Origin of the sequence: Bacillus sp. FSL M7-0003, from assembly GCF_038628485.1 — a bacterium.
GTDB lineage: Bacteria > Bacillota > Bacilli > Bacillales > Bacillaceae > Bacillus > Bacillus safensis.
In genome coordinates, this window is record NZ_CP152024.1 from 1,786,989 (window position 1) to 1,812,870 (window position 25,882).

Here is a 25,882-nt window from a genome sequence, read left to right on the forward strand (position 1 = left end):
TTTTTGCTTGTGCTCCTTTCTAATTGATTTCTTGCTGGATTCCATACAAAATGACTTCAATTCCCCACCTGAACCGTTCCATTGATACGGTATCACCTGCAAACATTTCTTCTTTTAGGCTATGGATGAAAGGAAACCGCGTTTTTTCTGCATCATGAAATGCTTTTTTTGTATCTGAAATCTGCGAAGAGCCATGTTTCTTCCAAGAGACCTTTTCGTATGCTACGGAAGATACGTATAACAGTAACAGGTCTACTCCCCATGCAGCAGATGTAGATTTAATCCCGCCTTCATGCAATGCAGCGAGAATATGTTCGGTCAACTGTAAAAAGTTCGTTCCTTGCGGGATGGTGGAAAGAGAAATTTCAGCAAGACCAGGTTTTTCGAATAACAGTAGGAAATAAGTATGCAATATGTCAAATAACTGTTCTTTCCATGTGCCATTCACTGAATCTGGATAAACCATTTGGCCGAGACCATAATCCAATACGTAAGCACTTAGTTCTTGAAAATTGTTCACGTAGACATACAAGGATGCAGGTCCCGTATCGAGTGCTTTAGCCACCTTACGCATACTCATGCCCTCTAACCCTTGTTCCTTTAGAAGCTCATAGGCAGTTTTCACAATGAGTTCACGGCTTAAGGGCTCTTTAGCCGGCCGAGACCGACGACTTATAATACGACGATTTGAATTGTTCATAATCTCTTTATAACATGTCAAAGTCAAATAGTAAATTGAGCATCAATCACCGTTTTCTTGAAAAGAATTCATCATTTCAGCAAGCTTGATTGCAGCATCTTTTGAAAAACACAGCTTTAAACTTTTTTCCGATTCATGAGCTTTCTCCGATGAATATTCGTACATCCTGTCTTCGTATTCTTCAATAGCCTTTTCAATATGATGAGGATTTCGAACAATCGCAAGTGCAAGCTCCATTGCATCAAACATCGCCATGTTTACACCCTCCCCTGCGAATGGCGACATGACATGAGCGGCATCACCGATAAGCGTTACTCCTTTATGGCGGTTCCATTTAAAACCGACAGGAAGCGTATAAATCCGTCTTGGAATGATGGCATCTTCAGCATAACGAATATAATTTTTCAGCTGATCGTCCCAATCACTAAATAACGCTAATAATTGTTCTTTTGCTTCTTTCGCTTGATGAAACGGAATACCACAAGTCTCAATCCAGTTACGCTCTACCATAAGGCTTGCATACACTTTGATTCGTCCATCTCCGTTTAACTGACCAATCAGTCCTTTGTGGTCTGCTAAAGCAAACATCTTACCACGTTTATTAAATGCAGCTAAATCAGGGTGGTTCATCTCTACGTTGAGGATATTCAGTTCCAGCATCGTGAGTCCGGCGTATTCAATATCAATATCTGTTAAGAGAGGACGCACACGAGAAAAAGCACCATCTGCCCCGATTACAAGATCAACTGTCTCAACAACTCCGTTTTCAAAATGAAGCTCCGTCATGCCGCTTTCTAGTGAAATGCAACTTTCTAGTTTATATCCATATTTGATGTTTTCAGCATCAATTTGATCTAACAGCAGTTCGCACAAAAGACCACGATCAATTTCTGGGCGGGTGCCTTTTTGATCTGATTCCGTTTCTTCATCTAAATAAATTCTTCCTGATTTATCAAGTAAACGGAAATCTTCTCCTTCATAGCGGGCGTTCCTTTGAAATTCCTCATAAACCCCTGCTTCTTTTAAAGCTTTTTGACCTGTTTCTTCATGAATATCCAGTGAGCCCCCTCTTTCAAGACTCTTGTCATGCATCTCTCGCTCATAGATAGTAGTTTGTATACCGTAATTTTGCAGAATTAAGGCGAGTGTTAGCCCCCCAGGTCCTCCTCCAATAATAGCGATCTGCTTTTGTTTCTTAGATAATGCCGTCATCGTATGCATCTCCTCTTCTTTATGGAAATCGTTTAAAGCCACATCACATTTATATTATAACGAACACCGTTCGTAAAGAACAGTGTTCGTTTAAAAAGTTTATTTCACAATTGTGTATTTTACAATCGCCCGCCACCATATGATACACTCCAACTAGGAATGTGAAAGGATGTCGAATCATCACAATGATTCTTGAATCAGTCGTTTCCATTGTTCTAATTCTGAGTGTAAGAGGTGTTTCTATGAATAAATTATTGGCAACGTTCATATTAGGATTGAGCTTTAGTGGTGCGGCTCTCATTCTTTCTGTCCCTTTGTTATTCAAGTCCAAACCAGAACAATTTGAGCTGGTGTTTGCTGCTGGATCAGCGGGCGCTTTCGCAGTATTCGCTGTCTCATGCCTAGTTCTTCGAAAACAATTCAATCGCTAAAAAACCTAAACACAATCCGCCATTAGAACAATGGAGAGTTGTTTAGGTTTTGTGTTTTATTCTGATATCAACTTAAAGAATGTGGTACAAGCTGACCCCGATACTGAGAGCGAATAACACAAGTGCAGGGAGTGCTTTTTTAAAGGGATCTTTGGCTAATACGATCAGAGTAAAGGCAGCTGCAAGCATCGTGCCTCCTAACAGTAAGCCTGATAATATTGCTATTGTTGGCATCCATATGCCGATCAGCATTCCAGCAGCGCCTATGAGCTCAAAGGCTCCGGTTAAAACATTAAAAAAAGCAGGTAAACCAAATCGTTTGAACTCTTCTGCCATTTTCCCTGATATAATTTTCGATCCTGTTACAAAAAAGAAAGCAGCCAATATCATTTGCAGAATAAGTATGAAAATCGTGATCACATCTTTCTAAGTTATTTGACTGAAACACTCAGTCCAAATGGACAAATTTTCAGCTGGTGAAAATTATATGTCATAGCATATATTAGATATAAATCGTTTGTTACAGATTAGACGTTTCAAGATTCATAGTGTGAATGAAATAATTTGTTCAAAAGTAATTTTAATTGTTGAATCTCTTCATCGCTTAATTGCTTTGTTACCGTTTGGTGTGCATCCATGACGACAGGAAGAATGGCCTTTTTGACCTCGTGCCCTTTTTTTGTTAAAAGCAGGTGATGTGAGCGCCGGTCTTGTTCGTTATAGATTTTTTTGACAAGCCCTTTTCGTTCCATTGATTGGATCATTCTGACGACAGTGGTTTGATTTTTATCAATTCCTTCTGCTAATTCTTTTTGAGTAGTCCCCTTTTCACTGCTCAGAATACTGATAATACTCCATTGTTCAGGAGTGACCCCGTAAGGCTTTAACCTGTTTGTAAAATAATTTGTCATTTTGAGATCGGTACGATGAACGAGATAGCCTATTAAATCTTGTAACTCCATGTAAACACCCTCTATGAAATTTATATGCTATAGCATTTATATTAGTGAAGCCTTTGAAAATTGTCAATTCAACTATCTGCTTGTTTAAAATCAATCCCTGACAAAATATATGGCACTGCTGATTTGATAAACTCCTCTGATGATATGTGCGAACTATTTTTTCTCCACTCAACAGAAGCTCCGTGAATTCCCCAGCTTAAAAAAACAGCTGTGACCTTCAGAATTTGCTTTCCGACATTTGTATATTGATTGATTAACAATTGATAAAAAATGATTTCAAGCTGTTCCCTCACAATAGGAGCAAGTTCAGTTTCATATTCTACTTGGCAGCGGTTATGCAGAGATTGTTGAAAATTCGTTAATGCTTTAAAAATATTGATGATCGTATCTTCATCTAGTTTACGATGATTGAAATGAATACTTTCTAAATTAATCGATAATACTTCTGACAGCGTTTTATCCAGCAAATCGTATTTATCCTCAAAATGATAATAAAACGTCGCTCGGTTGATCATGGCTTCTGCCGTGACATCTTTGATTGTAATATCCTTAAATTCCTTTTTCGATGAAAGTTTCATAAAAGACTCCATGATTAACTTACGCGTTCTCAGAACCCGAGGGTCTGTCTTTGGCTGCGTCATCTTATCCCTCCTCCTTTTTCTACACATCTATTAATCTGTTGGATAAACAACAAATTGAAGAAATTATTGGTGTTGGTCTTACTCATTGTGTCTTAAGATCTAATTGTAATGCAAATGATTGATTCAAACAAACATAGGGAATAGCGTTTCCTGCATAATTTGAGGAGGTAAATGAAATTGAAAAACAATGAGATGTTTTGTGATATAGAAACAGGTGTATGTGGTGTAGGTGAAGAAGAGGATATCCAGGTGATTGATTTTCAACAGCCTAAAAAAACAATAACGCTCTATTATGTAACAGATCCGATTTGTTCGCATTGCTGGGCAATTGAACCTGTCCTGCGTCGATTTAAAGAGCAATATGGACATTATTTTCATTTCCAGACTGTGTTGGGTGGACTGTTAGAGAAATGGCATGGTGGTCCAATTGATCCTGCAAACGGAATTTATAAGCCTGCTGATGTTGCTGGTCACTGGAGAGAGGTTGGAGAACATTCTCGCATGCCAATTGATGGTTCCTTAATGATTGACAATCCTGTTCAATCCTCCTACCCGCCCTCTCGCGTGTTCAAAGTGATTCAAAAACATCATGATGATGCACTAGCCTATACTTTTTTACGCCGTGCAAGAGAAGCGCTATTTGCCTTCAATCAAAATATATCGGATATCACGGTGTTAATTGATATCGTCAACGACCTTGGACTTAACGGAGATGTGATTGTCCATGAAGCGGAGCTGCCTAGCGGCCAGGAATTATTAGATCAAGATTTTACTCTTGTTCGAGACCTTGGTGCTAGAGGTTTCCCAACGATTATCTTCGTCAACGAAGAAAATAAAGGAGTCAAAATCACGGGTGGCCGCTCATTTGAAGTCTATGTTGAAGGATTAAAGCAAGCTTTAAACACTGAAGAACTTGAACCGAAAAAGCGCCCAGCTGTTTCTATCCTGCTCGAAAAAGAAAAGCTTTTATTTTCTAAAGAAATTGAAGTGATGTACGATGTTGACCAATCAGATGTACGGTCTTTTATGAAGAAAGAACTTCCGCAGCAGCAGTATCAAATGAAAGAAGTGCTGGGAGAACTGTATTTTACAACTTCGACATAAGGAGAATGACGATGGCACATTTATTACAGGTGGATTTTAAGATGAAGGGCCCTTTCGGTGATGAAATGGCAAAAGAGTTTTCTGATTTAGCGAAAAGTATAAATGAGGAAGACGGATTCATATGGAAAATATGGACGGAGAATCCCGAGAAGAATGAGGCTGGCGGAATCTACTTATTCGAAACAAAAGAAGCTGCTGAAAACTATCTCGATATGCATTCTAAAAGAATAACCAGCTTTGGAATAACAGACATCAACGCTAAAATCTTTAACGTGAATGCTCATCTTACTCATATCACAAAAGGTCCATTAAAAACTCATCAAGGTTGACACACGAAAAAAGAGCGGCTGGATGGCTGCTCTTTTTTTCGTGTGATTTCATCGATTCATCCACTTTACATTTTCTTTTTTCTCTTCATTGACGACGAGCTGGAAGACATCAGGTCTTGAATAATGTCCTACGACATCGAAGTCAAATTGACTAGAAGAAATATCACGCAAATCAAGATCTGCCAGCAGTATCTCTTCTTGACCATAGACAGGTTCTTTTATATATTCGCCTAACGGACCGACGATTGCACTTCCCCCTCGGCACATTTCATCAGGAGAAGATGCTAATTCATCATAGCAGGCTAAATCTTTAGGATACATCTCTTTATTCACATATTGATTACAAGATAGAACGAAGCAGCGGCCTTCTGCGGCAATATGGCGAATCGTTGATTGCCATAGCTCCCTGGAATCTGCTGTAGGGGCTATATAGATTTGGACGCCTTTTGCATACATCGCTGCTCTAGCTAATGGCATATAGTTTTCCCAGCAAATTAAAGCGCCTATTTTACCATACGGTGTATCGAAAACCGGCAGTGTGCTGCCATCCCCCTCTCCCCATATGAGTCGTTCAGAGCCTGTCGGCTTTAGTTTACGGTGCTTTCCAAGTAAGGTTCCATCTGGTCCGAAAAACAATACGGAACAATATAAAGTCCCGCGGCTTGATTCATCATCTCTTTCAATGACACCGATGACGAGGTAGACACCAGCTTTGCGGGCTGCTTCTCCTAATCTGTCTGTTGTTTGACTAGGAACTGGAACTGAATTTTCTAAGTAACGAAGCCAGTCCTTTCTTCCTTCTGGAGAACGGCTTCCTACAGTGGCGCCAAATGCTAGTCCTCTTGGATAAGCAGGTATAAAAGCTTCAGGAAATACAACAATATTGGCTCCTTTTTCTCCAGCCTCAAGTGTTAACGAAATGGCTTTTTCAGTACATGCTTCTCTATCCATAATGACAGAAGCAGCTTGCACAACAGCAACTCTACATGTTGACATCTTACCCCCTCCTTATTCTCAGTGTAAAAATAAACGTTTATCATGTACAATATATCATCATCATAATGAGTATGCCTTATTGGAATAATGGGAGGATAAAATGAACATACGGGACTTTGAAATATTTAAAACGATTGCGGATTGTGGAAGTTTTTCAAGAGCAAGTGAAAAGCTTTTTATCGCCCAGCCTTCCCTTTCTAAAACCATTCAAAAATTAGAGAAAAAACTGGGTGTCATTCTTTTCGATCGGTCAAATCGAATTTTTAGGTTAACGGATGAAGGAGAGCTTGTATATGAAAAAGCGATTGCGGTGCTTCAGCAAATGAATGAGCTGCAAATGGAGCTGGGTGATACCGACACGCATATTCGCGGCCATTTAAAGATCGGTCTGCCACAAATAATTGGTACCTTTTTCTTTTCCAAAGTGGCAAAGGCTTTTACTAAAAAGCATCCAGATGTGACGCTCGAAATGATTGAAGAGGGCGGCTTACATGTAGAAAAACTCGTTGAGAAAGGCGAAGTAGATGTTGCCTTTGTTGTCATACCTGCGCAAAGTCATGAATTAGAGGAACAACTCATTTTTGAAGCGCCATTTGTAGCTTGTGTACCAAAAAATCACGCTTTAAAAGATGAACAACAGCTCTCACTCGAACAGCTTAAAGAGGATAACTGGATATTGTTTGATTCTTCATTTGCGTTGAGTCAAGTGATTTTAGAAAGCTGCCGTAAGGAACATTTTGTTCCCAACATCGCTTACAGCACAACACAATGGGATTTGCTTTTGACATTAGTTCGTGATGAACTTGGAGTGGCGATCCTTCCAAGTCCTTTAACGGATATGTACAGAGAGGACATTTGTGTAAAACCAATTAGCAGTCAATATATTCCCTGGAAAATTGGCATTGTCGTGAAGAAAGATCGATATAAAACACGTGCTTTGAAGGCTTTTTTAAAAATCGTTGCGGATATCTATTCTGGGGAACAGAAATAGAAACAAATAAAAAATCATCCTTCTTAGTTTCTCCATGATAGCACCTGTCAGCCATGCAATAGACATGAGACCATCAGGTCATCACTTTCTGCTCGTTTTCTTAATCAAGTCCACGCCATCGTATGACAGACTTTCCACATGTACAGGCTTTTGCAGAATGTAATGATCAAAAAATGAATGTGAAATACACATTTTGATATAAGCGCTTTTCAAAACGATGACCACTCTCTTTATGTTTCTAGCTTTATGATATAATAACTTGTCAGTGCCAACCGCTTAGTGAAACCGAAATGAACTTGCTGGAAGGTATTCATCATTGGAAAAGATTCTGAAGAAATGATAGGTGATCACAATGAGAAGGCTCGAGTCTGGAATGTCAGTAGACAACGAAATATTTTCTGATATTGTCAGGTATGAACATGAAACGATAAGCGGAACGACCATCAATAACTCGAATGTTCATTCACCTATATTTTGGAGCTGTCAGCTGCGTCATCTTGTATTTAATACGTGTGATCTGACGAATGCGAGATTCTTTGCAGGTAGTACGATTGAGCATTGTACGTTTATTCGTTCCGATTTGCGCTCTGTTGGGATTGCTAAAGGCGAGGCTGTTTTTACGAATTGCGAATTTTCCTCCTGTGATATGAGAGGAATGACATTGGAAAATGCTGCGTTTATCAACTGTACATTTTATCAATGCAGGTTTAATGACCGCGTTTTACAAGCAGCAAATATCGTAAATTGTACCTTTACCGGTAAGCTGGTGGATATAACGTTTGAGGGAAATGATAAACAAAAGCTAATCGCCAATTTTGAAAACTGCACACTTGATGGTGTTCGTTTTACAGGCTGTGACCTGTCGCAATGTATTCCGCCGGCATCTATATGTTGAAAAGGTCTCCGCGCGTGTCAAACAGGCATTGCTGAAGATAAATCATGACCCTCATCTTTCTGACGAGGATCGCAAAGTACTGGTACGCAGCCTGCGCAAGCTTGAGCATATGGAACAATATATTTTTAATACGGCGCATATGGAGAACATACATGGGGCTGATTTTGTGGAGCGATTTTTCAGTTATCTGGAATGTAACAAAGAGAACGCTTGAAGCTGCTAAGTCGAGGCTGTATATCAACTTCTAGTATATTTGAGTGGAATGAGTTCTCCAATTTTCACTTTGACTAGTTCGCCATCTATTTCTATGATGACAAAACATTCTGGTCCGAAATCTGAAATGTCTCTACAGATGCCGCAAGGGCTTACGACCCTCAATCTTCTATCCTCTTCATTTGAATATGGATGTCGAACGGCAACAATTGTATCAAAATCTTTATATCCATTCGATAAAGCACTGCCAATTGCAATGGCTTCTGCACAAACCGTTACCCGTCCGATATACGCTTCTATATGGACAGCCGAGATCATTTCTCCTGTTTTCATGCGGATAGCGGCTCCTACATGGTGTTTATCCTCTTCATAAAGGCTTGTAATCTTCTTTTTTGCTTCGTCTATTAACTCTACATCTTTTGGAGTAAGATCAAATGTGTGCATTGTGTTCCCTTCGCCCTTCTATGCTCGTTTTGAATATACTGATCTATTATACCAAACTTCAGATAATGGGCGGTTCCGCTACATGAAGAATGGATACAAAAAAGCTGATTTTTGTGACCATCAGCTTTTTCGTTATGCTCTTTTATAGCGGACATACATATATCGAATGATTTTTGTGATGACAGAGGTACACATGCATAAAAAGGTCATCACCACGACCCAATACATATTTGACATGTCAAACCCAGTATAGGCAAATATGAAAATAGTGGAGACTGCAAATGTGATGATAAGAACGATGTAAACTCGCTTAAAGATGCAGTAGCCAACAATCCCCCATATCAAAGATAACAAAGGCAGTGTAAATAAGATCAGCGCCATGGGATGAAGAAAGAAAACACTCATCATGTCACTCTCCTTTATGAACCGGTGAAGAACCGAATATGTATCATATTAATAGGAAATCCGCACATTGTAAACAAAAAATGGAATTTAAGGAATATTTAATCTGAGGTGAATTGACATTCCGAATGTTATGTCATGTTGAATGGAAAAAGACTGCTTTCAGTAAGCAGCCCATTTCGCTAAGCTTTCAAATATTCAAGCCGGAGCATTTTGATATGTGAAAAGAGAATCTAACTATTTATCACCTGAATGATTTTTTCCTGAGCGTCTTGTGCCTCAGGGATTGGCATGACGACAAATACATGCAGCATTTCTGGATAAACAAAGGTTTTCATGTCAATTCCTTGTTCTGTTAGCTTTTCATCAAGCTTTATTGCATCTGGATATAAAATATCATGTGTTCCAATAAAATGAGTGATCTTCGCAAGACCGTTAAAGTCACCGTGAATAGGACTGATTAATGGGTCAGTTACCTTTTTATCTGCTGCCCACATTTTTGTAATGACATCTATTCCTTCTGGCGCTAGAATGGGATCTTTATCGGCATATTCAAATATAAGAGGATTGCTTAAACTCATATCAACACATGCAGATAATAAAATGATATCATTCGGCTGCGGCAGACCTTCCATCTTTAAGAGGTGCGCAAGGCCAAGAGAGATATTTCCGCCCGCTGAATCACCCATGATCGTTAATTGATCGGTACTCTCAACCGTTTTTAGTATTTCTTTATATAGATTTAGAATTTTTGGATAGGTATCTTGGTAGCTGTAATGAGGTAATTTAGGGTAAATAGGAGCGATGACTTTGGCGTTAAGGGACCTAGCCATTTTATCCATGTACCACCAATGGAAATCGAGAGGCTGGTTTACCCAGGCACCACCATGTATATATAAAATCACCTTTTGTTTTTGCGACATTTGGTCATTCAATGTGAAAACCTGCATTCCTTCGAAAGTCTGCTCCTTTATCTCACTCTTTAATTTCACATCGTCTCCGATTGCATAAGGCTTTATATTTTCTATTTGAGACAGAAGATTTTTGGTTTTTTCGACACTAGCAAAACTCTCTTTATTACTTTGGGACGTGAATAATGTTTCAAATTGAATACTTTCTTCAGAACGTTCTCCATTAAAAATGTCGATACTCATTTTGTTATCTCTCCTTTAAGCAGATATGTTTATTCGTCATCCTCATTCATCACACGAAATGATTTGAGATACACTTGTACTTCTTTCTCAGGAGTCTTTAATAAGTTAGATAAAAGGTCTTGTATGAGACGGAGACCCTTAATTTTCTTTTCAATTTCTTCATGTTTTTGATGTACAATTCTTTTTAAAGTATCAAGTTCTATGTCTTGACTCAGCATTTCCAATATTTCTTTTATTTCCTTTAGTGAATAACCCAATGATTTGGCATCTTTGATCAATTGAATTTTCACAATATAATCTTCTGTGTATCGTCTATAACCGTTCGAACGGCGTCTCGGGACAGGTAAAATGTTGTGTTCTTCATAGTAACGAATTGCGGCAGGGCTTATTCCTGTTTGTTTGGCAAGTTCTCCTCTAGTCATCAACTCCGTCGTTACTCCTTTTTCGTGATTTTGTCTTTCTATATTTACATTATAAAGGTTGAAGTATACTTCAAGGTCAAGATACGTTTTCTTAAAAAACAAAACACCATCGCATGCAGCCGGTTAAGGCGCCCTGAGATGGTGTTTTACATCATTCAATTTGCTTTTATAGGTCTTCTCCATTTGATGCGATTACATTTTTGTACCAGAAGAATGAGTCTTTGCGGTAACGATTCAGTGTACCATTTCCTAGGTCGTCTTGATCCACATAGATCAAACCATAGCGTTTAGTCATTTGAGATGTTCCGCAGCTGATTAAGTCAATGCAGCCCCAAGGTGTGTACCCCATTAAGTCAACACCTTCTTTTACGGCTTCTTTCATCTGTTCAATATGTTTTTTCAAATAATCAATTCGATAATCATCGTGTATTTTTCCGTCTTGTGTCAATGTATCCCTTGCACCAAGTCCATTTTCACAAACAAATAAAGGCTTTTGGTATCTGTCATACAGTTTAATTAATGAAATGCGCAGACCCATTGGATCGATCGGCCAATCCCATTGTGATAATTCCAAATGTTCATTTTTAATCGGACTGTCAAACGTACCCGCTAGCTCAGCTGCATCTTCACGTGCTTCTGCTACATGGGACATATAGTAGCTGATCGCCACAAAATCAACAGTGCCTTCTTTTAAAATTTGTTCATCCTGCTCTTTAATATCCAGCTTGATTTGATTATCAGCAAAGTATTTTACCATGTATGTTGGATATTCGCCTCTAGCTTGAACATCAGGATAGAACATATTCAATTGATTCGATTTGACTGCCTGCAGCTGATCCTCTGGTTTTGTTGTTTTTGCATACGCTTCAATCTGGTTAATCATACAGCCAATTTGGACATCTGGAATGATTTCCTTCGCAGCCTTCACTGTTAAGGCACTTGCCACAAATTGATGATGAGATGCTTGGTAAGCAGCTTGTAATTTATGGTCTACTAGATCCTCTAAAATTCCAGCACCTGTATAAAGGCTATTGAGGTTCATATTCATTTCATTAAACGTAATCCAATATTTCACTTTGTTTTTATATCTTTCTAAAATCGCACGTGCGTATTTTTCGAACAATGGGACAAGCTCTCTACTCATCCACCCATTATATTTTTCTGTTAAAGTAATCGGCATTTCATAATGAGACATCGTTACTAGCGGTTCAATTCCATATTTCGCACATTCATCAAATACTTTATCGTAAAAAGCCAATCCTTCTTCATTCGGCTTGTCCTCTAAGCCTGTTGGAAAGATTCTTGCCCATGAGATAGACAAACGAAATACTTTAAATCCCATTTCTGCAAACAGTGCAATATCTTCTTCATAACGATGATAAAAATCAATTCCGCGTCTTTTTGGGAAATCAAATGCATCAGGATTTTCCTTGTACTTGTTTAGTTCAGCTGAACTCACATCGAATGTAAAGTTGTTCACTTTTCCTTGTGCGTAAGGATCTTTATATGCAGCGAAGTCTGAAGTTGACAGCCCTTTTCCGCCTTCTAAATATGCACCCTCTATTTGATTGGCAGCGGTTGCGCCACCCCATAGAAAATTATCTGAAAATCCTTGTTTTAATTCTTTCATTTCAATCATCCCTTCTATTTTGATTAATGAATGAGCATTAAGAGTTTATTTTCTCCTGCGTTGACATAAGAGTCACCTGTATAGATAACATCCAGGTACTTCGAGGAATTAGTGACGATGATAGGTGTCACGACATCTAATCCTTTTGATTGAATTCCTTCTATATCAAATGATAATAAATGATCCCCGATGTTGATTTCATCTCCTTCTTCCACCAATACCTCAAAGAATTGACCATTTAGGCTGACGGTATCAATCCCTACATGTATTAATAATTCAACCCCATCATCTGAAACCAAACCAATTGCATGTTTAGTAGGTGTAACGGTCACTACTTTTCCGGCAAACGGCGCTTGTACCACCCCCTTATCAGGTATAATCGCTACTCCCTTGCCCATCATTTCGCTTGAAAAGACGGCATCATTTACGTCAGATAAAGGAACGACTTTACCAGTTATAGGTGCTTGTACTTCATAAGGATTTACTTGTCTGGCAGCTTGTTGATTGACTGGATTTTCTGGATTTTTAGATGGCTTTCCCTGTTTTTCTGGCTGCCCTTCATCCTTTGTGGCAGGTTCATTGAAGCCAAGAAACATAGTGGCAAGCAGTGAGACCAAAAAGCTCAGCGCTATTCCAATTAAAGCCAGCTGAAAATTATTTGTGCCTTTCATAATATAGGTTGGCAGAGATGTAATACCTGGAATTGAAAATGCTGTCGTTTTGACTGAGAATAACCCATAAAAACATCCGCCAACTGCGCCGCCTATTAATGAAGCATAGAAAGGTTTTTTCAATCTCAGTGTTACTCCATAAATGGCTGGTTCTGTAATTCCAAAGAAACTCGGAAGCAATGTTGATAACGCCAAAGACCTTGTTTCTACTCGTTTTGTGCGAATGATGACCCCTAAAACGGCACCTGCTTGTGCCATATTGGCAATAAAGTTCATCGGAAGCAGCATGATATCGTAGCCAACTTTTTCAAAGCTGGCAAACGTGCTTGGGAAGAATGCGTAATGCATCCCAGTTAGCACAATTAAAGGCATGAGGCCTCCCATTAATAAACCTGCAATCGGCCCAGCAAAATGGAATAAAGAAGTGAAAAAGATCTCTAAATACTGACCGAAAACGTTTCCAATAGGCGCTATGAAAGCTAGTGTAAGAGGCGCCGTGATCATTAAGCTCAGTACCGGTGTAAACACGATGCTTAAGGATTTTGGAATCACTTTCGTTATCCACTTATCAATAAAGCTAAGGAGCAGCACTCCTAAAATAATCGGTAAGACAGAAGAAGTATAATTATTTAATGGAATACTCAATCCTAAAAAACTAAGTGGATCTGCCCCTTTTGCTGCACCTTCCACCATCGTTGGGTACAATAAAATCCCAGCGAGTGCCATCGCAAGAGATTCTCGTGTTTTAAATTTCTTCGCTGCAGAATACGCAATGAGGAAAGGTAAAAAGTAAAAGACAGCATTTGAAAAGATTTGAAGTACAGCATAGGTAGAGCTTTTTTCCGTCATCCAGCCTAAACTAACGAACAAAGCCATGATCCCTTTTATCAATCCACTACCAACAATCGCCGGCAAAATCGGTGTGAAAATCCCGCTAATGACATCGAATACGACTTCGATTGGATTCATTTTTGACGTATTTTTAGCAGGAGTAGAATCATTGCTGCCCTCTCCAATCAGATGGTCGATTTCCTCATAGACTTCTGCAACCTTTGCTCCAATAATGACTTGGAATTGTCCGCTTTGGAATTGCGCTCCCAGCACACCGTCTACTGTTTTCAGTTCATCTACTTTCACCTGTTTTTCATCGTTGATATTAAATCTCAGCCTCGTAATACAATGCCAGCTTTGAGATATATTGCCGGTTCCACCGATTAATTTAATAATTTCTTGCGCCAATTCTTTGTTTCCCATGTCTTCACCCCTTCATTTTCACAAAAAAAACCTAAACAAAATCCACCATTAGAAAGACTTCTAAATGGAGATTTGTTTAGGTTAATGCTTTTTCATAACACGCCTAAAAGAAATCATTTATTTTGTTGATGTTTCTTTGTAATTCTTTCAATATGAATGACTAGAAAAACAAGTTCGTCTTCAGTGACATTCCAATTGAATTCCCGCTTTAACATTTCTTTAATAATTAAACCGCATGCATAGCTCTTCATATAACGATCCTGAATTAATTCTTTTAATGAATCATCCATTTGCTGCGGTGGTTGATTTGTTTCTTGTCTGACAATAAAATATCTCAAATGAGTGATAAACCTCGAATAATCTATTGATGATTTATCTAACACCATCTCGAAAATGTTTTGAATAATCTTAACGATTTCCTTCGTGAGATGGGTCATTTTGATCGTATCTCCCATAGACTGACCATCTATTTGAGCGTTTACAAAATGAAGGGCAATGAGTGAAGCCTCTGTATCATGAAAAGTAATCCCCATCATTTTTTGAATAATTTTAAGTGCTTTTTTCCCAATTTGATATTCTTGAAAATATAGATGTGGAATTTCCCATACAATTGGGTTTTCATATTCCATTTTTTCTTGATGCCTTTGAATAGAAAAGGTAAGATGATCAGATAGCGAAAACAGCATGCTAGAACCTAATTTTTTATTCAACATCTCTTCGCCCATATGAATGATTTTTTCAGTTAATAAAAGGATATCAGTTGGGATAGCGGCAAGTTGAGATTCTAATGGAGACGTCTGATCAGAATAAAATGTCTTACTGACAGCGCTCTCATCAAGTGTATCACCCTTTTTCTTCTTAAAGCCTATTCCTGTACCAAAAACAACTACTTCATTTTGAGTGTCTGTTAGAGCTAATACGATATTATTGTTTAAAACTTTAACGACGGTGAACATCTTCATCCCACCTTACCTAAAACTGCTAAAAAAGCATAAAAAAACACCAAAATCTCAGCAAACAACGTACAAATGTACAACATGTTTACCTGACTTGGTGGTGCCTGATGATATCAGTAACACTCCTGCATCGGTTACGACTTTATTGTAAACACAGGATAAACCAAAGTCAACTATTTTTTTCGGTAAAATAGATTTAAATACCTATATTATAGTATGTCGTTTATAAATTATTTTAAAAGGTAAACATTTTTAAGGTTGCTGTAAGGTTCAGATTAATACGGATTAAGGTTGAGGTAGTACAATGTGTTTGTAGTGAATAAATCATAGAGGTGAAACGTTTTGAGAGAAAATAAAGTCTTGTCATCATTATGTTACTTCAGTATCTTTTTCGCACCATTTTTGTTCCCAATTATCGTCTATTTCTTAGGTCAGGACGAAGTGAAATATCATGCGAAAAAATCATTATGGACGCATGTCATACCTTATTTGATTTTTGGTATTGGCATCCTTGGTTCAGGTTTACTTGGTATGAAAGATATCAGCCATGCGGGGCCTTTCTTAATTGCGACATATGCAGTGACATTCCTTGTTGCCATCTACTTTTTCATTTGGAACATTGTGAAAGGCATCAAAGTATTTTCAGAATAAATAATAGGTAAAAAACGGTTCTGTTGTTGATCAGAACCGTTTTTTTGTCTATTTTTATGCTGGTAGTTGGATATCAATTGTTGTTCCTTTTCCTACACTGCTGCGGATCGTGATGTCCCCGCCGTGCTTGACGATAATATCCTTTGCAATGGCCATCCCAAGACCAGAGCCAGCATGTGAAACTCCTGTATTCGTCCCCCTGTAATAGCGGTCAAACACTTTTTCCAGCTCTGCCTCTTCTATTCCTCTGCCGTTGTCTTTAATCGTGATATGGGTTTTTTCTTTTTGTTCAAGCTGTACAATGATCGTCACATCAGGATCATTGTGAACGAGGGCATTTAAAATCAGATTGGTAACCGCTCTTCGAATGAGGATTTTATCAATATTCAGCATGAGCTTGTCTTCATTCGTTTGAAGCTCAATCGTCTGATCCGCATATCTTGAATCGTTTAAAATATCAATTAACGTTTCCCGCAGCAGTGACACGATGTTGACCAGCTCTTTATTGAGCATGACGCCGTTATTTTTCAGCCTTGTCGTTAAATTCAGATCCTCCATAACATCTTTGATATACAATGATTTATTCTCAATGATGCCCGCGTAATGTCTGATGTCTTGCTTTGAAAGAGGATACTTTGGGTCTTTCATGATTTCTGCATAGCCTTGAATAGAAGCGAGCGGCGTTTTAATATCATGAGAAATATGGCTGATCCATTCTTCACGCATTTGCTCTAGTTTGTCTTTTTCTTTTTTGCTTGAAGCGAGCTGTTCTGATAAGTGATTGACATTATAGAAGACATCTTTATAAATTCCTTTAGCAGGCAGATTTGTCGTGTAATCTCCGTTTGCCAGCCGCTGTATGCTATGAATGGCACGGCCGAGCGGTTTTGTGAGCTGCCGGCTGAATAAGTAACCAATGAGTAACGCTATGATGGCATCAATTGATAATAAAATCATCGTCCCGATATTGAATCTTGTTACTAAATCCTTCGTGTCAAACGAGAATAGGTATTTTCCAATGGAAGGATCTTTAAATCCGATAAAGTAACTGTATTCTTTGCCCTTTACTTTTTTTCCGCCAGCATAAATGGTCGATAATAATTGCTTATCTTTATATTTATGTAAGTTCACGATTTCAATCGGTGTATATTTGTTCTTTAATCCTTTAGGTGCCTGCGCATGATACACGTCCTGTCCATTTTCGTCTAAAATTTGAATCCATGCATTCTGTTGTTTTAAGGCTTTCTGCCCTTCTTTGTTTACGGTTATCCCTTGATCAGAAAAAGAGACGTATTGTTCAAATGATCTTGTAAAGGTTTCGGGCGTATTTTCCTCGTTATGCTGGCTGTTTGCCTGAAGTACGAGCCAAATCATAAATACGAATAAGTTGATAAAGACCGTGATTATGGTCACGATAATGACAGAGACCATATATCTGCCTGTTAATCGCCATTTCATCTTTACGCATCCTTTACAACAAATTTATAGCCAAGCCCTTTGACTGTGACGAGAAACTCAGGTGTTGACGGGGAATTTTCTATTTTTTCCCGAAGTCTTCGGATATGAACCATCACCGTATTGTCAGAACCGAAAAAGTCTTCCCCCCAAACAGTTTGATAAAGCGTTTCCTTACTGATGATCCGGTTCGGGTGCTGCAAGAAGTAGGTCATCAGCAGAAGCTCTTTTGGCGTGAGCTCAATGACCGTGCCGTTTTTCGTCAGTTCTGCTTGCTGCTCGTTTAACTCAAACGGCCCTTTTTTGATCACGGGATCGGCTTGAGATGACTGCAAGTATGAGAGCCGTCTCAGCTGCGCTTTCACCCGGTAGGCGACTTCCTTTGGGCTGAATGGTTTTGTAATGTAGTCATCACCGCCAATGGCAAGTCCTACAATTTTGTCTGATTCCTCTCCTTTTGCTGATAAAAAGATAATCGGAACATGGGAGGTCTCTCTGATTTGTCTGCAAATATCATAGCCTTCACCGTCTGGCAGCATAATATCAAGTATGACAAGATCGGGCTGTTCTTGATGAAATTTCGTGAGCCCCTCACTGGCAGTTGAAGCTGTTATGACACGATCAATGCCTTCTCTTGTTAATACTGTGTTGATTAATTCCAAAATTTCTTTTTCGTCATCGATCATTAATACTTTGCTTTGATGCTTTGGCATACATTGATCACTCTCCTGAAGTCATTGCCATTATTATACCCAATGTAAGAACATAGTGAAAAAATCAACTTCCTATTTGCATAAAAAAAGCCAATTTTCTTTTGAAATAAGAAAATTGGCTTTTGGTGATTCAATTGATTTTTTAGCGTTTGACTACAAATGTTGTCACACTTTGAGCCGGGAGATGAGCCCAAAATTGATTACCTGATATATTTAAGTCTGTACCCGGCTGAAGGTTGCTGTTGCTGCTCGTAATCCATCTTGATGCTTGCGAAGCAGTTCCATTTTGCATCACAAAGTGCTGATTGACTCCTGTATTGTTTTTGTTAATCGCGACAATGACAACCTGATTGTTTCCTTTGTAGGCAGATACGAAAACATTTGGTTCAGGACTTTTCGTTGCATCAATTCTGACGTATCCTGGGCGTACAAACTTGGAGAAATGCGCCATGTTGTAACCGCGTTTACTGATCAGGCCATCTTCCTTCATAGGGCCGTAGGATCTGCGGATGTACCACCAAACATATGCCTGAAAGTCCCCTTCTACCATCGAATGGTGAATATGCTCTGAAACCCCTAATGCCTCAGGCCAGCGGTCCGCTGAATTGTTATCGCTATTCGGGTAGTAGACCTCTGTCATCCAAAGCTCCTTCCCCCCTCCTTTTTGTTTGAACAGAGGATACGGAAGCTGGCTGATTTGGGTTCCGTACAAATGGGCTCCGAGAATGTCCATATTTCCTAGCGCTTGCGGATCATTTAAGATAGGATCTGATATATTTTTAAGGTATTGAAAGGATTCTGGCGCAATCACGCGGGCATTAATGGAGCCGGCATTTTCTCTCATGAAACGCAGGATTTCCTGAGGAGTCCACCATGTCCATTCATGTGCATAATCGGGCTCGTTTTGTACGGATATCGCATAGAGATTGACGCCATTATTTTTCATATACGTCACAAAATCGTTCAGATGCTGAGCATATGCGGCGTATTGATTGTATCTCAGACGCTTTGCATTTGTACCATTACGGTTGAAAGTCTCAACCATATGGCTTGGAGGATTCCAAGGTGAAGCGATCACTAAAGCTCCATGCTCTATTGCTCTTTTGGCTGTGGCGACCTCTCTGTGCCAATTATTTCTGTTCTCATCTACAAAAATTCTTAGAATGGAAAACCCTAATTGATTCTGCCCATTGCCAAAAGCGGTTTCCCTTTGAGGTGCGGTCAAATCACCAATCCAAGCCGGGTGGTTCATTCCGCCAAAGCCGCGAATCACTTGTCTTTCTGCATTGATATTAATATTGGCATCTGCTGCTGAAACTTCAGTTGCGCCAGGTCCGATGAACATGACAGACAGCATGGTGAAGCAGATCAATAAAGTACAGATTGGTTTTTTGATCATTGACATCAAATTTTTCCACTCTCCTATCATTTTGTCATCCTTTGTTATTGAGTAAACCGCCAGGAATCAAACTGAAATAGGTTTGAACCTGTTCCAGTAAAGACAAAAAATACGTTGTGCACGCCAGCTGCTCCGTTTACTGTCGTTTCTACTTCTCGCCAATTGTTTGTTCCGCCTGTGGAAGGGATATTTAGTGTCCCAACGAGTCTGCCTTCAGGGCTTCCGAGGCGTACTTCTATTTTTCCGCCTGCATTTGATGCTACATTCGCTTTAAATGTTCTTGCACCGTTTGATCCGAAATCGACGTTACTGGCAGCCACCCAATCTCCGTTTTGAATGTTTGTGACATGCTGGTTATTGACCGGTCCACCTGGAGCTGAAGAGGCCTCTGTTAAAATGCGTCCATTCCATGCGAATGTTTCAGCTTCTACCCGCTGATAAGGATTCAGGTTGGAAAGCTGTTTGACCCCTTCAAAATTGGCTGCAACCTCTCGAAGGGAGCCGTCAGCATTATGCACAAGCTTATTTATATGTGGAGATCTGTAGCCTTTTCCTGCCCCGTATAAGGCAGAGCTGACCGTTTGGGTATGATACACGACATACCATTCGTTTTTAAAATTGAACACAGCATGATGGTTGTTACCGCCTCCCCCGAAAAATGCACCCGGATTTTTCAGGAAGTGCCCTCTATACGTAAAGGGACCCATCGGACTTGAGCTCGTCATATAACCGATCTCACCAGGTGGTTTATCTGCTGGGTGGGAGCCGCCAAAGTTGATGCAATAGGAATAGTAATAGGTTCCGTTATACTTATGCATCCCTGAGTCTTCAAACATAAAAGGAGCATCAATGGTCGAGGCGCTGCCCACAACACTTGTCATATCAGGCCCTAGTTTTAAGACTCTTGCTGTTTTAGGATTGGCCCATTGTCCCTGCGTTGGATTAGAACCGCCTGGTACGCCTCCACCGGCATATAGATAACCAGTGCCGTCATCATCTACAAAAACGGCTGGATCAAACAGCCATACAACCCCGGACATTCCTGGTGTATTTGGTGTGACGAGCGCTTTTCCGATAGGATCTGTCCATGGACCGATTGGGGAGTCTGCTGTCAGAACACCAATCCCTCCGCCGCTGTTCGCGAAATAAAGGAAAAATTTATCTTTCCCATTGATTTTTTTCACCGCCGCTGATGGAGCCCAGGAAGCACCTGCCCATTTAGCGATCCCTTTGCCGCCATTTGCTCCATTTGCTCCTGCTACTGGAATCGCGCCATGATCTGTCCAGTTCACCATATCTGCTGAAGAAATGACGAAGACCCTATTCAAATTGGCAAAAGAATTATCCTTAATCGTTCCGTTGCTGTGATATTCATAGTCATCACTCGACATATAAATGTACACTCTTCCGTTATAGGTGAGCGCAAACGGATCAGCGCCCAAGTGGTGGTCTATGAGCGGGTTTGCATTTCCTACACGTTTTGCAATTGTTGTGCTTGCCGCACTCGCATCATATACCGGTAAACAACTCAGTACCAAAGCAAAAATCAATAAACCAACGCCGCACTTCATCCTCGTCCTCATCGTTTCATTTCCTCCTGTTTTCATCTTCCTAATATTGGGGTTTAGGCCCAATTTCAAAATATGTTGATAGATACTGATGAAGAATGAATATAAAGAATGATTTCTAGTGCAAATCCTTGCTGGAATCACGATGAAAACCCTTACTTTTTGACTAGAAGACAACAAAAAATGCAGTCTCCCATGATGGAGCTGCATTTTTTGTTTTTTGGAATGAAAAAGAGACTGCTTTCAGCAGCCTCTTCTTTTGAATTGATTATACTTTTTCAGGAACAAATGATTGATGATAAAAGGCTGGACGTTCTTGGAGATGGATTGGTGTTGTCTCACCAGTTGCCTTTGCTTTAAGACAAGCATCTGCTGTTACGGCAGCTACATATCCATCCCAAGCAGTAGGTCCATTTACTTCTCCTTTTAAGGAGGAATTGATCCAATCCTGCAATTCTTCGTCATAGGCTGCTTTAAATCGATGCTGCCAGTCTGTTAAGATATTTGTAGATCGTGTTGCCTGACTATGCAAAACGACACTGGCCGGATCAGGCAGACTTGCAATCCCTTTTTCACCGACAATTTGACACTGAATGTCATAGCCGTACTGACAATGAACGAATATTTCGCCATTGATGATGGTTCCTTGTTGCGTCTTCATGATCACTATTAAAGGATCTTGTAAGTGCTCAGCAGCTTGCTGCGTTTTTTTAGGTGCAATGACTTGTACGGATACGTATTCATCATTTAGTAACCAGCGGTGGACATCGATTTCATGAATGAATGTATCGACAATTGACATATCTCCTGTATATGTGTCAGGGACGGTTTGGTTTCTATGTGCAGCATGAATTATTAAAGGTTCACCTACTTGTCCTTCATCAAGTACTTGTTTTAAAGCGCGATATCCCGAATCGTACCGGCGCATATATCCAACCTGTACGAGTAATTTGCCTTTCTTCATTTCAGCCTCGACAATACGAATGCAGCCTTCTGCTGTGGTTGCAAGTGGTTTTTCACAAAAAACATGTTTTTTAGCTTCAATAGCAGCTAACACATATTCTTCATGTGTCGGCCCCCATGATGTGACGATAACGGCATCTACCTCATCTGATTGAATGAGTTGATGGCCATCCTCATAAATACGTGCATCAAGGCTGAATGCATCTACGATGGCTTTTGCCTGCTGTCTGTTCACATCAGTAACAGCCACCACTCTTCCTTTAGACAGTGTATTTGTAATTCGTTTCATATGATCTTGACCAATGGCACCTATACCAATAACACCAATCTTTAATTCCATCTTGTTACCTCCTGTTTTTGTGCTTTTTCGCACAGCTGTTTTGAAGTTGATAGGAGTATGTTGTATTACATATAACGAGCGGTGACCATTTTCTTTCTAGTATAAAATTCAACACCGTCCGTGCCATTTGCGTGCAGGTCGCCATAGAAAGAATCTTTCCAACCTGAGAATGGGAAAAATGCCATTGGTGCTGGAACACCGACATTAATACCTAACATGCCTGCATCAATATTCTCGCGGAATTCCCTCACACTTGATGCACTATCAGTGTAAAGGCAGGCACCATTTGCAAATTTAGACTCATTGGCAATTTCAATAGCATCAGCAAGCGATGAAACGCGAACAATGGATAAAACTGGAGCGAAAATTTCGTCCTGCCAAATTTTCATTTCTTTTGTTACATGATCAAAAATAGTCGGTCCGATAAAGTATCCTTCTCCCTCTGTTTCACGATCTTTGCGGCCATCACGAATGAGACTCGCTCCTTCTTCAATACCTGATTGAATATATTGAAGCGTTCGTTCTTTGTGACTTTCCCGAATGACCGGGCCGAGGAAAACATCTTCATTCATACCATTTCCAATGACCATTTGATTGGATTCAGCGATTAATTTTTGAATGAGCTCGTCAGCGATATCTTCTTCTACTGTGACAACAGCTGCAGCCATACATCTTTCTCCAGCAGAGCCAAAGGCAGCACCAACAATTTGTTTGACGGCTGCATCTATATCTGCGTCTTTTAGGACAATGGAGTGATTTTTAGCCCCTGCAAGTGCTTGGACACGTTTGCCATGCTCTGTTCCTTTTTTATAGACATATTCTGCGACTGGCTGAGAGCCGACAAATGAAATAGCTTTGACGTTTTGATGTTCAAGCAGGCCGTTAACGACATCGTGAGCCCCATTGACTATGTTAAGAACACCTTTTGGAAGACCCGCTTCTTCAAACAGCTCTGCTAACCGTGCCGCAAGAACAGGCGTACGTTCTGAAGGTTTTAAGACAAATGTATTTCCGCAGGCAATGGCAAGCGGGAACATCCAGCAAGGAACCATCATTGGAAAGTTAAATGGCGTAATGCCGCCAATGACACCAATAGGATAGCGGTACATGCCTGATTCAAGTCCAGTCGCAATATCTGGCAGCTGTTTTCCCATCATTAAAGTTGGGGCACCGGCTGCGAATTCGACGCATTCAATGCCTCGCTGTACTTCTCCGCGCGCTTCAGTTAAGCTTTTTCCATTTTCGAGCGTAACCAGTTCGGCTAATTCCTCCCATTTTTCGACTAATAATTGCTGATATTTAAAGAGAATACGTGCACGTCTTGGTACAGGGGTTTTAGACCAGCTGGAAAACGCTTCTTTTGCTGCTTGAACTGCTCGTTCTACATCTCCTTTTGTTGATAGGGGAACTTCTGCAATGATTTTCCCTGTTGCTGGATTATAAACGGGTTCAGTTTGACTTGTTTCAGCATTTACCCATTCTCCTCCAATATAATTTTTTAATGTTTTGACAGTTGTTTTAGCCATGGTATTCTCTCCTCTACGATTAAATTGGTTGTGATTGTTCAACTTTTGTTTCGATCATAAAGTCTTTGATTTCTTTAACTGTGGGCATGGCATCTGATGAACTATGCTTAGAAATTACGATGGAGGCAGAAGCGCTTCCAAAACGCATAGCTTCTTCAATGGACATGTTGTTCATCAGTCCATAAATAAAGGCTGAAGCATATGAATCTCCCGCTCCGAATGTTTTGAGGACCTTTGTTTTAAAGATGCCGCCTCGATATGACTGTCCATCCTGTGTATAAGCGATGGAACCATCACCCCCATGTTTAATAACAACGATTTTGGCATGGTGTGAAAACCATTTTTTGGCGGTTGATTCATCATTTGACGGTCCATCTGCTATGAGTTTTTCCATCATATCAAACTCTTCTCTTGTGCCAATGATCACGTCTGATTTTTCAGCAGCTAAATTGTAATAAATCGCTGTTTCTTGCTCGGTTTGCCAAGTGTATGGACGATAATCCAGGTCAAAGAAGACAGTTACGTGATGCTTACGTGCATAATCAAGTGCCACAAATACTGCTTCTCTTGATGGACTTTTTGCTAGCGCAGTGCCTGAGATGAGTAAGGCTTTCGCCTTTTTGATATATTGTTCAGATACTTCTTGGACATCGATTTTTAAATCTGCTACATTGTCTCGGTACATTAAAATACTGCATTCTTCGGGACTCTTAATCTCAGTAAAAGCAAGACCCGTGACAGCACCAGATTGATCTATGACAATGCCGTCTGTATTGATGTTGTTCTTTTCCAAGTAGCTTGTTGCAAAACGTCCCATCTGATCGTTAGCGACTTTTCCAATGAATCCAGATTTCATACCAAGCCTTGCTAAACCAATGGCAATGTTGGCTGGAGACCCCCCGACGTATTTTGTGAAAGTCATCGTCTCTTCCATCGGCCGATTCAGTTCGTTCGCATTTAAATCAATACATAATCTACCCATTGCAATAACATCAAGCTGCCGATCTTGTTTAAATGTTAAGTCTAGCATCAGCGCCCCTCCCTTTTCATACTCAATTTGTTTTTCATCACCCATTCATGTTCAGCATTGTTATGAAACTTCCAAGTTCTCACTGGACCTGCCATGACATTCAAATAATAGATTTCATAGCCTGGTGGTGCTGACACAGGGTGATATCCTTTTGGTACAAGAACGGCGGAACTATCTCTTACAGCCATTGTCTCATCTAGTGAAAGATCATCTGTATATACTCTTTGTAAAACAAAACCTTGTTCTGGGTTTACTTTGTGATAATACGTTTCTTCTAAATAAGATTCGTGCGGTAAATTATCTTGATCATGTTTATGCGGCGGATAGCTCGACCAGTTTCCTTCCGGTGTAAATACTTCTACAACAAGCAGGTGGTCAGCTGGTTCATGTTCGGGTAAAATGTTGTGAACCTGTCTTGCAATATTACCTGCGCCTCTATGTTCAACCCCTACTCGTTCAGGAAGAATGAGACGAGCTGGATATGTGCCTTTTCCAGGTGCACTACAAACGGCGATCTCAATATCTGTTATGGCTTCAATTTCGTAATGATCATCGTTTGGTATATAAATGGAGAAAGGAGGTGTTTTCTCAAAAACATTCATTCGTTCCCCAATTTCTTTCCATGTCTCTTCTTTCGTTTGGAGATGAAGTTTACCTGAGAGAATGACAATGCACACCTCATTTCCACCTGTTTTTTTACGAAGGTTTTCACCTTTTGCCAATGTGTACACCTCAAAGCCAATATAGGTCCAACCTGCTGATTGAGGTGTGATGCTCAGCACCTTTCCCTCTTTGTCTCTTTTTTGTTTCGGTACAATTAAATCAGCCAT

27 protein-coding genes are annotated in these 25,882 nt (G+C 39.9%); 6 read left to right on the forward strand and 21 right to left on the reverse strand.

The annotated features are described in order from the left end of the window. Positions 1–19 precede the first annotated feature (19 nt). Both MHI23_RS09050 and MHI23_RS09055 read right to left on the reverse strand, forming a co-directional pair. Entirely contained in the window at positions 20–700 is a 681-nt protein-coding gene (locus tag MHI23_RS09050) for a TetR/AcrR family transcriptional regulator (RefSeq protein WP_342492451.1), read from the reverse strand. Positions 701–742: 42 nt separating this feature from the next. Next, positions 743–1,912 carry an NAD(P)/FAD-dependent oxidoreductase gene (locus tag MHI23_RS09055; protein ID WP_025093228.1) on the reverse strand — a complete coding sequence of 390 codons (1,170 nt, stop codon included), beginning with the start codon at positions 1,910–1,912 and terminating at the stop codon, positions 743–745. A gap of 242 nt (positions 1,913–2,154) precedes the next feature. Here MHI23_RS09055 and MHI23_RS09060 point away from each other — a divergent pair, with 242 nt between their 5' ends. Beyond that, positions 2,155–2,343 carry a hypothetical protein gene (locus tag MHI23_RS09060; protein ID WP_025093227.1) on the forward strand — a complete coding sequence of 63 codons (189 nt, stop codon included), beginning with the start codon at positions 2,155–2,157 and terminating at the stop codon, positions 2,341–2,343. 72 nt (positions 2,344–2,415) lie between these two features. Here the strand turns inward: MHI23_RS09060 and MHI23_RS09065 are convergent, their stop codons facing one another. The 3 genes from MHI23_RS09065 to MHI23_RS09075 all read right to left on the reverse strand — a co-directional run bounded on the left by MHI23_RS09065 (position 2,416) and on the right by MHI23_RS09075 (position 3,946). After that, positions 2,416–2,763, reverse strand: coding sequence for a DoxX family protein (locus MHI23_RS09065; RefSeq protein WP_024425167.1), 348 nt, complete (start codon positions 2,761–2,763; stop codon positions 2,416–2,418). A 116-nt stretch (positions 2,764–2,879) separates the two neighbouring features. Then, positions 2,880–3,305: a MarR family transcriptional regulator gene (locus MHI23_RS09070; protein ID WP_125587386.1), complete on the reverse strand. Its 426-nt coding sequence runs from the start codon at positions 3,303–3,305 to the stop codon at positions 2,880–2,882. A 68-nt stretch (positions 3,306–3,373) separates the two neighbouring features. Beyond that, complete coding sequence (locus MHI23_RS09075) at positions 3,374–3,946, reverse strand: TetR/AcrR family transcriptional regulator (RefSeq protein ID WP_034622018.1); 573 nt, start codon at positions 3,944–3,946, stop codon at positions 3,374–3,376. 177 nt (positions 3,947–4,123) lie between these two features. Between MHI23_RS09075 and MHI23_RS09080 the strand changes: the two genes are divergently transcribed. Together MHI23_RS09080 and MHI23_RS09085 are read left to right on the forward strand one after the other, a co-directional pair. Next, positions 4,124–5,050: a DsbA family protein gene (locus MHI23_RS09080; RefSeq protein WP_125587387.1), complete on the forward strand. Its 927-nt coding sequence runs from the start codon at positions 4,124–4,126 to the stop codon at positions 5,048–5,050. Between the two features lie 11 nt (positions 5,051–5,061). Further along, on the forward strand, positions 5,062–5,379 hold the full coding sequence (locus tag MHI23_RS09085; protein ID WP_125587388.1) for a monooxygenase: 318 nt from the start codon (positions 5,062–5,064) through the stop codon (positions 5,377–5,379). 48 nt (positions 5,380–5,427) lie between these two features. Here the strand turns inward: MHI23_RS09085 and MHI23_RS09090 are convergent, their stop codons facing one another. Next, positions 5,428–6,375 carry a carbon-nitrogen hydrolase family protein gene (locus tag MHI23_RS09090; RefSeq protein ID WP_024425171.1) on the reverse strand — a complete coding sequence of 316 codons (948 nt, stop codon included), beginning with the start codon at positions 6,373–6,375 and terminating at the stop codon, positions 5,428–5,430. A 100-nt stretch (positions 6,376–6,475) separates the two neighbouring features. On the opposite strand from MHI23_RS09090, the gene MHI23_RS09095 reads away from it, so the two are divergent. After that, a complete protein-coding gene (locus tag MHI23_RS09095) occupies positions 6,476–7,366 on the forward strand; it encodes a LysR family transcriptional regulator (RefSeq protein WP_025093223.1) in 891 nt (296 codons plus the stop codon). 352 nt (positions 7,367–7,718) lie between these two features. Then, complete coding sequence (locus MHI23_RS09100) at positions 7,719–8,261, forward strand: pentapeptide repeat-containing protein (RefSeq protein ID WP_328699418.1); 543 nt, start codon at positions 7,719–7,721, stop codon at positions 8,259–8,261. A 237-nt stretch (positions 8,262–8,498) separates the two neighbouring features. Here the strand turns inward: MHI23_RS09100 and MHI23_RS09105 are convergent, their stop codons facing one another. The 7 genes from MHI23_RS09105 to MHI23_RS09135 all read right to left on the reverse strand — a co-directional run bounded on the left by MHI23_RS09105 (position 8,499) and on the right by MHI23_RS09135 (position 15,407). Then, positions 8,499–8,918 (reverse strand): cytidine deaminase, encoded by a 420-nt coding sequence (locus tag MHI23_RS09105; protein ID WP_268420107.1) that lies wholly within the window; start codon positions 8,916–8,918, stop codon positions 8,499–8,501. A 132-nt stretch (positions 8,919–9,050) separates the two neighbouring features. Continuing rightward, on the reverse strand, positions 9,051–9,323 hold the full coding sequence (locus MHI23_RS09110) for a DUF2651 family protein (RefSeq protein WP_342492452.1): 273 nt from the start codon (positions 9,321–9,323) through the stop codon (positions 9,051–9,053). Positions 9,324–9,553: 230 nt separating this feature from the next. Then, positions 9,554–10,474 carry an alpha/beta hydrolase gene (locus MHI23_RS09115; protein ID WP_342492453.1) on the reverse strand — a complete coding sequence of 307 codons (921 nt, stop codon included), beginning with the start codon at positions 10,472–10,474 and terminating at the stop codon, positions 9,554–9,556. Positions 10,475–10,503: 29 nt separating this feature from the next. Then, positions 10,504–10,896: a MerR family transcriptional regulator gene (locus tag MHI23_RS09120; protein WP_103132481.1), complete on the reverse strand. Its 393-nt coding sequence runs from the start codon at positions 10,894–10,896 to the stop codon at positions 10,504–10,506. Between the two features lie 166 nt (positions 10,897–11,062). Continuing rightward, positions 11,063–12,526, reverse strand: coding sequence for a family 1 glycosylhydrolase (locus MHI23_RS09125; RefSeq protein ID WP_197172881.1), 1,464 nt, complete (start codon positions 12,524–12,526; stop codon positions 11,063–11,065). A gap of 23 nt (positions 12,527–12,549) precedes the next feature. Further along, entirely contained in the window at positions 12,550–14,451 is a 1,902-nt protein-coding gene (locus MHI23_RS09130) for a beta-glucoside-specific PTS transporter subunit IIABC (protein WP_103132480.1), read from the reverse strand. A 113-nt stretch (positions 14,452–14,564) separates the two neighbouring features. Then, positions 14,565–15,407 carry a PRD domain-containing protein gene (locus MHI23_RS09135; protein ID WP_073205807.1) on the reverse strand — a complete coding sequence of 281 codons (843 nt, stop codon included), beginning with the start codon at positions 15,405–15,407 and terminating at the stop codon, positions 14,565–14,567. Positions 15,408–15,749: 342 nt separating this feature from the next. Here MHI23_RS09135 and MHI23_RS09140 point away from each other — a divergent pair, with 342 nt between their 5' ends. Continuing rightward, positions 15,750–16,058 carry a DUF4870 domain-containing protein gene (locus MHI23_RS09140; RefSeq protein ID WP_025093214.1) on the forward strand — a complete coding sequence of 103 codons (309 nt, stop codon included), beginning with the start codon at positions 15,750–15,752 and terminating at the stop codon, positions 16,056–16,058. Between the two features lie 54 nt (positions 16,059–16,112). Here MHI23_RS09140 and MHI23_RS09145 read toward each other — a convergent pair whose 3' ends face one another. The 8 genes from MHI23_RS09145 to iolB form a co-directional block, all read right to left on the reverse strand. After that, positions 16,113–17,516, reverse strand: coding sequence for a HAMP domain-containing sensor histidine kinase (locus MHI23_RS09145; protein WP_103132478.1), 1,404 nt, complete (start codon positions 17,514–17,516; stop codon positions 16,113–16,115). A gap of 2 nt (positions 17,517–17,518) precedes the next feature. Then, positions 17,519–18,226: a response regulator transcription factor gene (locus MHI23_RS09150; RefSeq protein ID WP_103132477.1), complete on the reverse strand. Its 708-nt coding sequence runs from the start codon at positions 18,224–18,226 to the stop codon at positions 17,519–17,521. 142 nt (positions 18,227–18,368) lie between these two features. Next, positions 18,369–19,634, reverse strand: coding sequence for a glucuronoxylanase (locus MHI23_RS09155; RefSeq protein ID WP_041109295.1), 1,266 nt, complete (start codon positions 19,632–19,634; stop codon positions 18,369–18,371). A gap of 35 nt (positions 19,635–19,669) precedes the next feature. Next, positions 19,670–21,208, reverse strand: a complete 1,539-nt coding sequence (locus MHI23_RS09160) for a glycoside hydrolase family 43 protein (protein WP_342492454.1) — start codon at positions 21,206–21,208, stop codon at positions 19,670–19,672. Positions 21,209–21,461: 253 nt separating this feature from the next. Beyond that, entirely contained in the window at positions 21,462–22,496 is a 1,035-nt protein-coding gene (locus MHI23_RS09165) for a Gfo/Idh/MocA family oxidoreductase (RefSeq protein WP_224426479.1), read from the reverse strand. Between the two features lie 65 nt (positions 22,497–22,561). Beyond that, entirely contained in the window at positions 22,562–24,022 is a 1,461-nt protein-coding gene (locus MHI23_RS09170) for a CoA-acylating methylmalonate-semialdehyde dehydrogenase (protein WP_149126597.1), read from the reverse strand. Between the two features lie 19 nt (positions 24,023–24,041). Continuing rightward, positions 24,042–25,052, reverse strand: a complete 1,011-nt coding sequence (gene iolC, locus MHI23_RS09175) for a 5-dehydro-2-deoxygluconokinase (RefSeq protein WP_125587395.1) — start codon at positions 25,050–25,052, stop codon at positions 24,042–24,044. Next, positions 25,052–25,882, reverse strand: coding sequence for a 5-deoxy-glucuronate isomerase (gene iolB / locus MHI23_RS09180; RefSeq protein WP_135031631.1), 831 nt, complete (start codon positions 25,880–25,882; stop codon positions 25,052–25,054). The genes iolC and iolB overlap by 1 nt, the downstream gene beginning before the upstream one ends.

What these genes read in the sequence shown, in the direction of transcription:
- MHI23_RS09145 (WP_103132478.1), bottom strand. Translation starts at nt 17,516, where the DNA reads ATGAAATGGCGATTAACAGGCAGATATATGGTCTCTGTCATTATCGTG.
- MHI23_RS09105 (WP_268420107.1), bottom strand. Translation starts at nt 8,918, where the DNA reads ATGCACACATTTGATCTTACTCCAAAAGATGTAGAGTTAATAGACGAA.
- MHI23_RS09085 (WP_125587388.1), top strand. Translation starts at nt 5,062, where the DNA reads ATGGCACATTTATTACAGGTGGATTTTAAGATGAAGGGCCCTTTCGGT.
- MHI23_RS09120 (WP_103132481.1), bottom strand. Translation starts at nt 10,896, where the DNA reads ATGACTAGAGGAGAACTTGCCAAACAAACAGGAATAAGCCCTGCCGCA.
- iolC (WP_125587395.1), bottom strand. Translation starts at nt 25,052, where the DNA reads ATGCTAGACTTAACATTTAAACAAGATCGGCAGCTTGATGTTATTGCA.
- MHI23_RS09055 (WP_025093228.1), bottom strand. Translation starts at nt 1,912, where the DNA reads ATGACGGCATTATCTAAGAAACAAAAGCAGATCGCTATTATTGGAGGA.
- MHI23_RS09135 (WP_073205807.1), bottom strand. Translation starts at nt 15,407, where the DNA reads ATGTTCACCGTCGTTAAAGTTTTAAACAATAATATCGTATTAGCTCTA.
- MHI23_RS09160 (WP_342492454.1), bottom strand. Translation starts at nt 21,208, where the DNA reads ATGAGGACGAGGATGAAGTGCGGCGTTGGTTTATTGATTTTTGCTTTG.
- MHI23_RS09050 (WP_342492451.1), bottom strand. Translation starts at nt 700, where the DNA reads ATGAACAATTCAAATCGTCGTATTATAAGTCGTCGGTCTCGGCCGGCT.
- MHI23_RS09095 (WP_025093223.1), top strand. Translation starts at nt 6,476, where the DNA reads ATGAACATACGGGACTTTGAAATATTTAAAACGATTGCGGATTGTGGA.
- MHI23_RS09125 (WP_197172881.1), bottom strand. Translation starts at nt 12,526, where the DNA reads ATGAAAGAATTAAAACAAGGATTTTCAGATAATTTTCTATGGGGTGGC.
- MHI23_RS09060 (WP_025093227.1), top strand. Translation starts at nt 2,155, where the DNA reads ATGAATAAATTATTGGCAACGTTCATATTAGGATTGAGCTTTAGTGGT.
- MHI23_RS09170 (WP_149126597.1), bottom strand. Translation starts at nt 24,022, where the DNA reads ATGGCTAAAACAACTGTCAAAACATTAAAAAATTATATTGGAGGAGAA.
- MHI23_RS09070 (WP_125587386.1), bottom strand. Translation starts at nt 3,305, where the DNA reads ATGGAGTTACAAGATTTAATAGGCTATCTCGTTCATCGTACCGATCTC.
- MHI23_RS09165 (WP_224426479.1), bottom strand. Translation starts at nt 22,496, where the DNA reads ATGGAATTAAAGATTGGTGTTATTGGTATAGGTGCCATTGGTCAAGAT.
- MHI23_RS09100 (WP_328699418.1), top strand. Translation starts at nt 7,719, where the DNA reads ATGAGAAGGCTCGAGTCTGGAATGTCAGTAGACAACGAAATATTTTCT.
- MHI23_RS09110 (WP_342492452.1), bottom strand. Translation starts at nt 9,323, where the DNA reads ATGAGTGTTTTCTTTCTTCATCCCATGGCGCTGATCTTATTTACACTG.
- iolB (WP_135031631.1), bottom strand. Translation starts at nt 25,882, where the DNA reads ATGGCTGATTTAATTGTACCGAAACAAAAAAGAGACAAAGAGGGAAAG.
- MHI23_RS09090 (WP_024425171.1), bottom strand. Translation starts at nt 6,375, where the DNA reads ATGTCAACATGTAGAGTTGCTGTTGTGCAAGCTGCTTCTGTCATTATG.
- MHI23_RS09150 (WP_103132477.1), bottom strand. Translation starts at nt 18,226, where the DNA reads ATGCCAAAGCATCAAAGCAAAGTATTAATGATCGATGACGAAAAAGAA.
- MHI23_RS09130 (WP_103132480.1), bottom strand. Translation starts at nt 14,451, where the DNA reads ATGGGAAACAAAGAATTGGCGCAAGAAATTATTAAATTAATCGGTGGA.
- MHI23_RS09115 (WP_342492453.1), bottom strand. Translation starts at nt 10,474, where the DNA reads ATGAGTATCGACATTTTTAATGGAGAACGTTCTGAAGAAAGTATTCAA.
- MHI23_RS09075 (WP_034622018.1), bottom strand. Translation starts at nt 3,946, where the DNA reads ATGACGCAGCCAAAGACAGACCCTCGGGTTCTGAGAACGCGTAAGTTA.